Genomic DNA, 11,508 nt, shown 5'->3' with positions numbered 1-11,508 from the left:
TAAAAAATACCGCCACAACGAACAGGGCGGTATTGTTACATCCCCACCAAGCCTTCGTTGAAGATAGCACACCACGTTTGCCCGGCTCGCAAACGTGACAGTTCTGCCCCTTTCGGGTACAGCCCCAGCCCGTGTGCCCAGAGAATGCACAGCGGACTTCGGCGGCTTTTCCCTCCTCTGGAGTCATCGATCTTCTCTGGATCTCGTGCCAGAATCATATAAAAGCCGCGACCTCTATCCTCATCGTATTTGATGAGGATAATCTATGCAGTTATGTTACGGTTCAAGTATATAGAAAAACGGGGCAAAATCAAGGGCTAAAATTTGTAAGATGCCCGTGCGTCTCGTGACCGTGACCGGAGACTCCAGCAGTCCGACTTGTCTGAAAAATTAAGCGTTTTCATTGACAGAAAGAAATGGATCTGGTTATACTTGAAGAAACGTTGATCGGATAGCATATTTTCCCATACGGTTAGGCGGAGAAACGGAGAAAACCCTTACCCGTAAACACACTCCCAAGGGGATGTGTTTATCTACGTGAGGGTTTTTCTTTTTCTCCCGCCAAACTGTTTGACTATTCGATCAACAATAAATAGAAAGAGGGGTCTGACGCATGTTGAAAAAATGGATGAACGTCGCAGCCACGGCCGTTTTGCTCTCCACTGTCGCCCTGGCGGGGTGCTCCTCCGGCGAAGAGGCTTCGCCCGGCGGCACACCGGCAGGGAACGGATCGGCGGGAGCGAAGGAACTGGGACCAATCGCGCTCTATTCGCCGGAGACGCCGGATATGACCAAAGAGATCGGGCTCAATTTTGAAAAGGCTTACAAAGGGTCCTCCATCAACGTGCAGTACGCCGGGACCAACGTGCTGGTCAACCGCATGATCGCGGAAAAAGACAACCCGCAGGGCGACGTCTGGTACGGCGGCGGCGGATTCCTGCCGTTCGAGGCGGCCAAGGACAAGGACATCATCACATCGTATACGCCGGAAGCGATCAAGGATTGGCCGGAAGTGCGGGACGGCATCAAACTCCGCGACAAGGACTGGAAGTGGATCGGCGCGGAGGTGTTCGTGCTCGGGTTCGCCTACAACAGCGACCTGGTGAAGCCGGAAGAGGCGCCGAAAACCTGGGATGACCTGCTCGATCCCAAATGGAAAGGCAAAATCCAGATGCCCAACCCGGCCGCGTCCGGCACCGCGACCCTCACTGTGCTGAGCCAACTGATGGCCCGCGGCGAAGAGCAGGGCTGGGATTACTTCAAAAAGCTGGTGGAACAGATGAGCGCCATGCCCGACTCCGGCTCCGCGCCTTCCAAAGCGGTTGCCAAAGGGGAGGCACACATTGCGATCGCCTTTGACTTCATGGCGTACGAGATGAAGGCCAAGGGGGAGAAAATCGATTTCATCGTGCCGGACAAGACGCCGGTCATCGTCAACCCGGTGTCGCTGGTGAAGGACGGCCCGAACCCCGACGGCGGCAAGGCGCTGATCGACTACCTGCTGTCCAAGGAAGGGCAGCAGACGCTGGCCAACTGGTACCACATCCCGATCTCCAAAGAAGTGGAGTCGAAAACGCCGCTTACCCTGGAAAAAGTCATCCCGCACGCGCAGGAGCTGGACGTCGACTGGGTCGTGAACAACTACGACCGGGTGCGCAGCGAGTGGCGGCAAAAATTCCAGTAAGGAGGCTCTTGGATGGGGTCGGTTCGAATCGAACACTTGCATAAACAATTCAACGGAATCACTGCTTTGGAAGACGTCAATCTGGAGATTCGCGAGGGCGAATTCTTCGCCCTTCTGGGCCCTTCCGGCTGCGGAAAAACGACGACCATGCGCTGTGTGGCCGGTTTTGAAAGCCCCACCGCGGGAAAGATTTTCATCGGGGAGCGGGATGTGAGCCATGTGCCCGCCAACCAGCGGAACTGCGGCATGGTGTTTCAGAGCTACGCGCTGTTCCCCCATCTCAGCGTGTTTGAAAACGTCGCCTACAGCCTGCAGGTGCGCCGCTTTTACCAGGGCGGCCTGGGCACGAAGCTGTCCGTGCTGGCCCACATGCTCAACCGCAAGCTGGGGAAAGTGGACAAGGACACCGAAAAAAAGGTGCGCGACGCCCTTGATTTCGTCGAACTGGGCCACCTCGCCGACCGCCTGCCCGGACAGTTGTCCGGCGGCCAGCAGCAGCGCGTGGCGCTGGCCCGGGCGCTGATCATGGAGCCGGCCGTCCTGCTGATGGACGAGCCGCTGTCCAACCTGGACAAGAAGCTGCGCAGCAGCATGCGCGTCACCATTCGGCGCATCCAGCAGAAAGTGGGGATCACGACGATCTTTGTGACCCACGACCAGGAAGAAGCGATGAGCATGGCCGACCGCGTGGCCGTGATGCAGGGCGGCAGGCTGGTGCAGGTGGACACGCCCACGGCCCTGTACAGCCAACCGGCCTCCACGTTTGTCGCCGATTTCGTCGGCGCGTCCAACATCTTCAAAGCGACGGTGAAGGAGTCCGGCGAGGCGGGCACCGTGCTGCAGCTCGTCGGCGACGGGGTGATTCGCTCCGCGTTTCCGACCAACCGCAGCGAAGTGGACGTGATCATCCGGCCGGAAAGCATCCGCCTGTTCGCGGACGGGGCGCAGGTGGATACGGGAGACAACCTGCTGGAAGGCACGATCTCCATGTCCACCTATCTGGGTTCGATCATCCGCTACGACGTGCAGGTCGGCGAGCTGCAGGTGGAAGTGGACAAAACCTTCGAAGCGGGCAGCCCACTGCTGCCGGCGGGGACGAACGTGAAGCTAGCAATCGATCCGAATGTCGTGGTGATCCTATGAAACAGCGGCACTTTACCTTCAACGGCTTTACCGTGCTGAAATGGTTGATTTATCTCTTTTTCCTTGTGTTTTTGCTGGTCCCGCTGTTTTCCATCCTGCTCGTCAGCCTGACGGGAGAGCCGGTCAACCTGTTTGGCAGCCTGACCAGTCAGAAAATTTTGTCGTCCACGCTGAAGAAGCTCTCTCACCTGTCGCTGGACGCGTACTCGTCGCTGTTTGAAGGCACGGGGTACTTCGCCGCGCTGGTCAACAGCCTGAAGCTGAGCACGGGGGTGGCGCTGCTGGTGACGGTGTTGGTGCTGCCGATCGCCTACGCCTTCGCCCGCACCACCATGCCGTGGAAGCCGTTCTTCGCCGCGCTCTGCACCATCCCGCTGGTGGTGCCGACGTTCATCTCGTCCTACGCGTTTACCCTGATGTTCGGCAAGACCGGGTGGGTCAACCACATCTACCGGTCGCTAGGCGGCGAAGGCGTGCTGTTTGACGTGCAGTCGATGTTGGGAATCGTGCTGGTACAGGTCTTTTTCTTCTTTCCCTACGCGCTTTGGCCGATGGTGGCGGCGTTCAAGATCAGCGACCTGACGCTGGAGGAAGCGTCGCAAAACCTGGGGGCGCAAGGCTGGTACACCTTTTTGCGGGTGACGCTGCCGCTGGCCGTGCCGGGGATCGTCTCCAGCATGCTGCTGATTTTTACCGTCAGCTTTTCCGATTTCGGCACGCCGATCATTCTGGCGCCCAAAGACCTGAACCTGATCGTGGTCGAGGCGTACCGCGAGATCGCCGGCTTCTACAACTGGGCGGGCTCGGCCGTCCTGACCGTGATCATGCTGCTGGTGGCCGCCTTCTTTTTCTGGCTGCAGCGGTTGGTGGTCAAAGGGAAGGAGTACGGCACCATCTCGGGCAAGCCGACGCGGCAGAAGCTGAACGACCACAAAGGGGTCGTCGCCGTGCTCACTATCTACACCTTCCTGGTGATGCTGGTGCCGCTTTTGGCCGTCGGGTCCGTCTTTCTCTCGTCGCTGGCGACCACCTGGGGTCATCACGCCCTGCCCGACGGCTACACGCTGAAGCATTACCTGACCATCTTCAGCACGTCGCATAAAAATATCGTGAACAGCCTGGTGCTGGCGGCCGGAGCGCTGGTGCTGAGCGTCGTGATCGCCACGTTTGTTTCGTACTTCGTGGTGCGGCGCGGTTCCGGCGGGCTTGACTTCGTCTCGTCGATCCCGCTGATCGTGCCGGGGATTTCCCTGGGGATTGCGCTGATCCAGACGTTTAATACGGCGCCGCTGAAATTGACCGGCACCGCCCTCTTGCTGATCGTCGCCTACACGATCCGGCGGATGCCGTACATGATCCGCTCGACGATGAGTTCGATGATGGCCATCCGCAAAGACATCGAAGAAGCGGCCGTCAACCTGGGCGCCTCCAACCTGCTGGCGGCGGTTACGGTCATCGGCCCGCTGATGCTGCCGGGCATCGCGGCGGGCGCCATCCTGGTATTCGTGACGGTGATCAAGGAGACCAGCATCTCGCTCCTGCTCGCTCCGACGGATTGGGCGCCGATGAGCCTGGCCGTGTTTCAGAACCTGCTGCGCGGCGAGTACTACACCGCTTCGGCGATGGCGATCCTGATCATCGCCATTGTCATCGCGCTGCAGTCCCTGGCGAAAAAACTGACCAAAGACCAACTGTACTAAGGAGAACGGGCAATGAGAGGGTTTATCTTTGACCTCGACGGTACGGTCTATCTGGGGGACCGTTTGATTGAGGGGGCGGCGGAGGCGATCCGGACGCTGCGGGCGCGCGGCGACAAGGTGGTGTTCCTCTCCAACAAGCCGATCGCCACCCGCCAGTCCTACGCGGAGAAGCTGACGAAAATGGGCATCCCCACAACGGTGGACGACGTGCTCAACTCTTCGCTGATCACGGCCCGGTACCTGCAGCGGGTGATGCGGCCAGGCGAGCGGGTGCTGGTCATCGGGGAGCAGCCGATCCGTGACGAGCTGGCGGCGCACGGCATCGTCATGAGCGACGACCCGCACGATGTGCAGTACGTCGTCCTGTCCTGGGACCGGCAGTTCAGCTACGGGATGCTGAACGCTTTGTACCAGGCGGCGGTGCGGGGAGCCAAGGTGATCGCGTCCAACCCGGACCGGACGTGCCCGCTGGAAGACGGACAAATCCCGGACACCGGCGCGTTTATCGGGGCATTGGAAGGGGCGACGGGCAGGCCGGTCGACCTCGTGGTGGGCAAACCCTCCCCGATCGCGGCGGAAGCGGCCGTCCGCCATCTGGGGCTGGACTACGCTTCCTGCTACATGGTGGGCGACCGGCTGGAAACGGACATCAAGATGGGCAATGACACCGGGATGAATTCCGTCCTCGTGCTGACCGGCATCTCCACCAGGGAGATGGCCGAGCGGAGCGAATACCGTCCGCGCTATATTTTAAACAGTATTAAAGAAATTGTGAACATTTAGAAAGTGGTGGTATAATAGGAGCAACCAACCTGACCTGGAGGGTAACGGATGTATCCTATTGTCGATCTTGTCGAACACCAGACCATCGCCGCGGTTCAATCGGAAGCCGATGTGGACGACGCGATCAAAAGCGACGTGAATATCGTCTTTCTGTTGACCGGCTCGATTTTCAACATCAAGGAACTGGTGGACCGGATCAAGCAGGCCGGCAAATGCGTCTTTTTGCACATGGAGTTCATCGAGGGCATCGCCCCTGACAAAAGCGGCGTGGCGTACGTGGCCCAATACATCGCGCCGACCGGCATCATCTCCACCCGCAGCAACCTGATTCGGGTCGCCAAGGAGATGGGGCTGATGGCGATTCAGCGCATCTTTCTGATCGACCGCAACGCCGTGATCAAAGGCATCAAGGTCGTGGAGCAGAGCATGCCGGATGCGGTCGAAGTGATGCCCGGCGTGATGCCGAGGGTGATCCAGGAGATGACCGGCCTGACGCCGCTGCCCATCATCGCCGGCGGACTGGTCGGCACCAAGCAGGAAATTGACGACGCGCTTGCCGCAGGGGCGCTGGCCGTGTCGGTCGGCACCAAAGACCTGTGGTTTTAGTGGACGTAGTTTTCGTGTAAGTCTTCTTGTGAATAGGAAAAAGGGAAGAGAACAGGAGAACCCCCTTGAAAGGACGGCTTGTCTGATGACTTCAGGCCGCACTTTTCACGGGGGGTTTTTTTCGGCATGAAACATGGAGCGCGTGAGAAGAACCGGCGCGGGCGAAGCGGCTGCAACAGGGAGGCTTCGTCCTGCCGGAGAGGAGGCTTTTGTGTGAAAATGAAATTTTCAGCGAGCAGCCGGCTGGCTGTACTTCAGGAGATGGCGGGGGAGACGCTTGACCTGCTCGTGATCGGCGGCGGGATTACCGGTGCGGGCATCGCGCTGGACGCCAGCGTCCGCGGCATGAAGGTGGGCGTGGTGGAAAAGGCGGACTTCGGTTCGGGGACGAGCAGCCGCTCCACCAAACTGATTCACGGCGGGCTCCGGTATCTGAAGCAGGGGGAAGTGAAGCTGGTGCGGGAAGTGGGGAGAGAACGGGCCATCCTGTACAAAAACGCCCCCCATCTGGTCATTCCCGCCCCGATGCTGCTGCCGATCTACCAAGGGGGAACCTACGGCTACCTGGCCTCGTCGGTCGGCCTCTACCTGTACGACCTGCTGGCCGGCGTGGAGCGCACGGAACGGCGGAAAATGCTCAGCCGCGACGAGACGATCCGGCAGGAGCCGCTGCTCAAGCGGGACCGGCTCAAAGGAGGCGGACTCTACGTGGAATACCGCACGGACGACGCCCGCCTGACGCTCGACATCATGAAGACGGCTGTGGCACACGGGGCACGGGCGGTCAATTACGCGGAAGCGCGCCAGTTTCTCTACGACAACGGCCGGTTGACGGGGGTGCGCGTCGCGGATGGCGTGTCGGGCCGGACGTTTGATCTGTACGCCACATGCGTCGTCAACGCCGCCGGCCCCTGGGTGGACGAACTGCGCCGCTTGGACGGCTCGCTTGCCGGCAAGCGCCTCTATCTGACGAAAGGCGTCCATCTGGTGGTCGCCTACGACCGCCTGCCGGTGGCGCAATCGGCGTACTTTGACACCCCGGACGGGCGCATGGTGTTCGTCATTCCGCGCGGCACGATCACCTACATCGGCACGACCGACACGCCCTACCGACACGACATCGACCAGCCCCGCACCACCGTCGCGGACCGCGACTACCTGCTGCGCGCGGTCAACGCGATGTTCCCCGATGTCAGGCTGAAGCCGCGGGACGTGCTCTCCCATTGGGCCGGACTGCGCCCGCTGATTTACGAGGAGGGCAAAGGCCCGTCGGAACTGTCGCGGAAAGACGAGGTGTTTCATTCCCCTTCCGGACTGATCACCATCGCCGGAGGCAAGCTGACGGGCTTCCGCAAGATGGCGGAAAAGGTGGTCGATCTGGTAGCGCAGACGCTGCGGGAGCGGGAAGGACGGTCCTTTCCCGGCTGCACGACCGACCGGATTGTGATCAGCGGCGGAGAGCGGCACGGGCGTGAGCGGTATGAAGACTGGAAGCGGGAGATGCTGCGGCTGGGGGTGGAGAAAGGCGTCGACCGGGAGACGGCGCAGGAGTGGCTCGACACGTACGGCACCAACACGCTGCGGATCTACGACCGGCTGCCGGAACCGCCGCTTACCCCCGAACAGCTTCTGCGGGCGCAGATTCAATACGCCGTGGAGGAGGAGATGACGGTGCACGCCGTCGACTTCCTGCGGCTGCGCACCGGCTGGACCTATTTTCAACTGCACAAGGCGGAAGAACAGGCGGAGCGCGTCGTCAGACTGATGGCGGACGAACGGAAATGGGACGCCGCGGAGACAGCACGCCAGCGGGAGATGGTCGCGCGCTTGATCGCCTCAATCCGCCAGCTTCCGGAAAGCGACGCGGCGTTGGAGGAAGGAACGCGTTGTCCGCTTGACAGGGAGTCTCGTTGCAATTGATTTTTGACAAGCCGTTGACAAAGAAGGTCAACGGCTATTTGACTTCAGTTATGTACCCGAAAGTGAAGACGAGCTGCTTATTCACTCAGATCAAGGCTGGCATTACCAAATGAGCAAGTACCAACATGCATTGAAAGAGAAGAACGTCACGCAGAGTATGTCGTGGAAAGGAAACTGTTATGACAATGCTGTCATGGAGAACTTCTTTGGTATCCTGAAATCGGAATTATTATATATGCAAGAGTTTGAAAGCATTGAGCATTTTAAACAAGAGTTGGCAAAATACATCGACTACTATAACAACAAACGCATCAAGGCAAAATTAAAAGGCTTGAGTCCAGTGCAATACCGAACTCAAACCTTACTTGCGGCTTAACTAAAATTACTGTCTAACTTTTTGGGGTCACTTCAGTGCTGGTGGTTTATTTTTTTGCTTGCTTTGCTTTTGGGGTTACCGAAAGATTTATTGAAGGATATCACGCTGAGCAATGCTTGGCTATTGGGAAAGCTACTTAGATGAAATTAGGGCGTCTAGTAGAAAGGGAGGAATATGTATATGAACAAAGCATGAATAATAGACATCTATTTGATGAGGCATCGATAATTCAATCGTTTATAGCTACGGCGTATTTGCTAAAGGCAAGCCGCAGATGAAGGTCATGGCATTCAAGCTTTTCGAAAAAATATGTACTCGACAAATGAAGATAGAGGAACGATGGCCAAGACTTGGCGGGAGTGACCATCTCAGACGGCTCAATGAGTGTCCCGCCCCTACAGCAAATGCCTGACGACAGGAAGTGGTGCATCAGGGACTCATAGAATTGCAGGCGACGTACCAGTTTGGGCTGTGCACCTTTTGGGACTGTAGAGATTCGTAAACAAGCCATATAAAAAACGAAAACTACGATAGAAAAATTTCAAGCACGATTAAAGATGAAACCCAAAATATGACATATAAAGTGTTGATATGTCAAAATTATAAGAGTATAATACCAATGTAAAGGTAAAAAATTGAAAAATAGGAGGTTTAATAATGTTAATGAAGAAAATGCATATTCTAACGTTATCAGCATCACTTGTTACATTATTTTTCTTCCAAGGGGTGATGACACCTGAAGCTTATGCAAAATCGAAGCAAAAAACTATTGACAGTATAGAGTTTAAACAGGATAGCGATAATGATGGATTAACAGACTTTAATGAATTGTTCATTACCAGCACAATAAACAATGATACTAATGGTAATGGGATATTAGATGGTGATGAAGATTATGACGGTGACGGACTTACAAATCTTGAAGAACAGGAATTGGGAACAAAATTAGATGCTAAAGATAGTGATGGCGATGGTTTAGATGATAAAGTTGAAATAGTTAAATACCAAACAAAACCATCAGTTGCAGATACTGATGGAGACGGTCTTAAAGATGGTATTGAAATTTCGTATTTAGGATCGGATCCATTAAATTCTGATGAAAACAACAACAAAAAGTTGGATGGGGATGAGAAACATAAATACACATTTCCAAAAAATGAATTTGGCATAAAAGGCGAAATGATCGGAATTTCAAACGTTCCTCAGAAAGTAATTGTCCGTCAGACACCAGTTCTGTTAGCCCAAGAAATAAGGAGTGCGCTAACTTTCAATATTGTAAGTTTGGATCCAAATATAGAATTTAATCTGTCGATACCAGTTAATGAGAAAGGAAAAAATGAAGATTATGTTTTATATAAATACAATGAAAAGAAAGTTCAGTTAGAACCTATTAAGGAACAAAAGTATTCCAAAAGGACAAATTCAATAGAGGTTGAGTTTCTAGGAGGAGGGACTTTTGTTTTACTATCCAGCAAAGATTTTACAGAATATGTACCAACAAAAGAAGCTAAAAAAGGAAAATTCAAGAAGAAAAAGGGGAAAGTAAAACTTAACAATTTACCACTAGAAATCGACGCTGAGAGCATTAGTGATGATGGGACATTTAAAATTTCAAAGACTGTAAAATATGATGATGATATCAGTCTGGATGGCGAAGCGGATGATGTTGATAACACCCATTTATTGGAGTCTACTTATAAAATAGAAGATGTGTATGAACAGGGGGATGAGACAATAGCTACTGCTACTGCTGTCACCACCCAGTCTGGAAAGACACCCGTTATCTTAGTTCATGGCTTATTGGGAGGGGCTGACACTTGGGGATTCGAAGATAGATGGTATCATATTGGATACGATGAACCTTGGGCCTCTGAACCCATTCGTTCTTATGAAACGATAACTGGAGAAAGCTATAGCACTCATGAAGAAACTACATATTCAAATATTGATGTTCATTCAATAACTGGAATTGTTGATGATGAAGAGCTTGGTCCAAAGTTAATTATTGATTACGGGTATACCCCTAATGAAGATATTTTTACATTTATATATAACGCTGATGGTACTTCAGGTTGTGTTAGAACAGCAGCTAACCATCTAAATTCAGTTATTCGTGAGTTGAAGAATAGTGTATTCAGTAGTTCAACGCAGGATGTAAATCTGGTTGGGCATAGCATGGGAGGCTTGGTTTCTCGGTATTTAGTTGAGAATATCAGAAGCGCAGATGTTGAAAGGGTGGTTACCCTGGGGACTCCGCATTTTGGAAGCGATCAGGCACCTTTTGGAGATTTAGATAGAGATGATAGTGAATTGTGGAATGGTTCCAGGAAGTTTGAAAATGATTTCAGCAAACCACTTATTGGTTTTGCTGGATGGAACCCGAGCTATAATACACTGGTTGGGGATTTTGGCGATATAAGAAACATATATCAGACTGGACTAGGGGTTGGACCGACAAAAACTTATTCGAGTTGGAATGAATATGTAAATGAAAAGTATTATGATAAAACGGGAGATTATCCTTTGTACGGAGATATTGAAGATGGTCCAGTAAATATTGATTCAGCTCTTGGCTCGGATTATGACCCAGAGGAAGACTTCGGTGATTCTCCAGTAGAAATGAATACTAGATTCCTGATTTGGGATGATGAGTTTGGAGGACATAGTACGATGCGTAAACACCCAAGAACACCATACTATGTAGAAAAAGCATTAACAGGAACATATGACGATCGCTCTAAAAATTAAATAAGCTTGGGAAATAAAAAAGAGGGAGGAAAATAGCTTGGCAGTTCATTTCCTCCCTTTACTTTAGTAAAAATGTGGATTTGTTGAAAACAATAACAAGGAGTAATACATGGACAAAATCATGTCAAAAATAATTGCAATATATGCAATCATATGGCTAACAGTTCTAGCTATTATTATAGCAACCCAAGAAGAAATAACATTATACTACGCATCAATAGGTACATTTGTTATCGGGTTGATCGTTTTGATCGGCTTGTTCGCTTTAAAAAAAATACTCCATATTCGCTCTGCCGATAATAAAAAACAAGAAGTTTTATGGGGCATTATTTTTGCCTTATTATTTGTTGCGTTAATTCTTTTTGTAGTCGTTATGACAGCACTGTTTTAGGCGAATGGATCGGATTAAAGGCTCGAAATCACTAAAATTTTGCTTGGCGAGGGTCTGTCAATGATTTTGTGTAAACTCCAATAGCCGTTAGGCTCAGCGGAGATATGGTTGAACTCGCTCCGGAAACTGAACGGACAGTTGTAACAGAATTTGGCCC

General features: G+C 53.1%; 9 protein-coding genes, 1 pseudogene and 1 riboswitch. All 10 genes and pseudogenes read left to right on the top strand.

Annotated elements, in window-relative coordinates; all coding sequences use genetic code 11:
• Window positions 1-56 precede the first annotated feature (56 nt).
• Window positions 57-245: riboswitch (Lysine riboswitch) on the bottom strand.
• 368 nt (window positions 246-613) lie between these two features.
• The 10 genes and pseudogenes from FOI68_RS20195 to FOI68_RS20150 all read left to right on the top strand — a co-directional run bounded on the left by FOI68_RS20195 (window position 614) and on the right by FOI68_RS20150 (window position 11,351).
• Complete coding sequence (locus FOI68_RS20195; protein WP_065067837.1) at window positions 614-1,684, top strand: extracellular solute-binding protein; 1,071 nt, start codon at window positions 614-616, stop codon at window positions 1,682-1,684.
• Between the two features lie 12 nt (window positions 1,685-1,696).
• Window positions 1,697-2,827, top strand: coding sequence for an ABC transporter ATP-binding protein (locus FOI68_RS20190; protein ID WP_143864105.1), 1,131 nt, complete (start codon window positions 1,697-1,699; stop codon window positions 2,825-2,827).
• Window positions 2,824-4,527, top strand: a complete 1,704-nt coding sequence (locus FOI68_RS20185) for an ABC transporter permease (RefSeq protein WP_143864104.1) — start codon at window positions 2,824-2,826, stop codon at window positions 4,525-4,527. Before FOI68_RS20190 ends, FOI68_RS20185 begins: the two co-directional genes overlap by 4 nt.
• A 12-nt stretch (window positions 4,528-4,539) precedes the next feature.
• Window positions 4,540-5,310: an HAD-IIA family hydrolase gene (locus FOI68_RS20180; protein WP_035300854.1), complete on the top strand. Its 771-nt coding sequence runs from the start codon at window positions 4,540-4,542 to the stop codon at window positions 5,308-5,310.
• Between the two features lie 48 nt (window positions 5,311-5,358).
• Window positions 5,359-5,916, top strand: a complete 558-nt coding sequence (locus FOI68_RS20175) for a glycerol-3-phosphate responsive antiterminator (protein ID WP_065067840.1) — start codon at window positions 5,359-5,361, stop codon at window positions 5,914-5,916.
• Between the two features lie 219 nt (window positions 5,917-6,135).
• A complete protein-coding gene (locus FOI68_RS20170) occupies window positions 6,136-7,836 on the top strand; it encodes a glycerol-3-phosphate dehydrogenase/oxidase (RefSeq protein ID WP_143864131.1) in 1,701 nt (566 codons plus the stop codon).
• Window positions 7,837-7,903: 67 nt separating this feature from the next.
• Window positions 7,904-8,212: pseudogene (locus FOI68_RS20165) on the top strand (IS3 family transposase); the annotation flags it as partial.
• Window positions 8,213-8,352: 140 nt separating this feature from the next.
• Entirely contained in the window at window positions 8,353-8,490 is a 138-nt protein-coding gene (locus tag FOI68_RS24100) for a zincin-like metallopeptidase toxin domain-containing protein (RefSeq protein WP_255433741.1), read from the top strand.
• A 379-nt stretch (window positions 8,491-8,869) separates the two neighbouring features.
• Entirely contained in the window at window positions 8,870-10,960 is a 2,091-nt protein-coding gene (locus FOI68_RS20155) for an esterase/lipase family protein (protein WP_143864103.1), read from the top strand.
• A gap of 109 nt (window positions 10,961-11,069) precedes the next feature.
• Window positions 11,070-11,351 carry a hypothetical protein gene (locus tag FOI68_RS20150; protein WP_029097907.1) on the top strand — a complete coding sequence of 94 codons (282 nt, stop codon included), beginning with the start codon at window positions 11,070-11,072 and terminating at the stop codon, window positions 11,349-11,351.
• Window positions 11,352-11,508 lie beyond the last annotated feature (157 nt).

The sequence above is a fragment of the Brevibacillus sp. LEMMJ03 genome (assembly GCF_007197875.1).
In the GTDB taxonomy this organism is placed as follows: Bacteria; Bacillota; Bacilli; order Brevibacillales; family Brevibacillaceae; genus Brevibacillus; species Brevibacillus thermoruber.
This window is presented reverse-complemented; position numbering and strand designations above follow the sequence as displayed.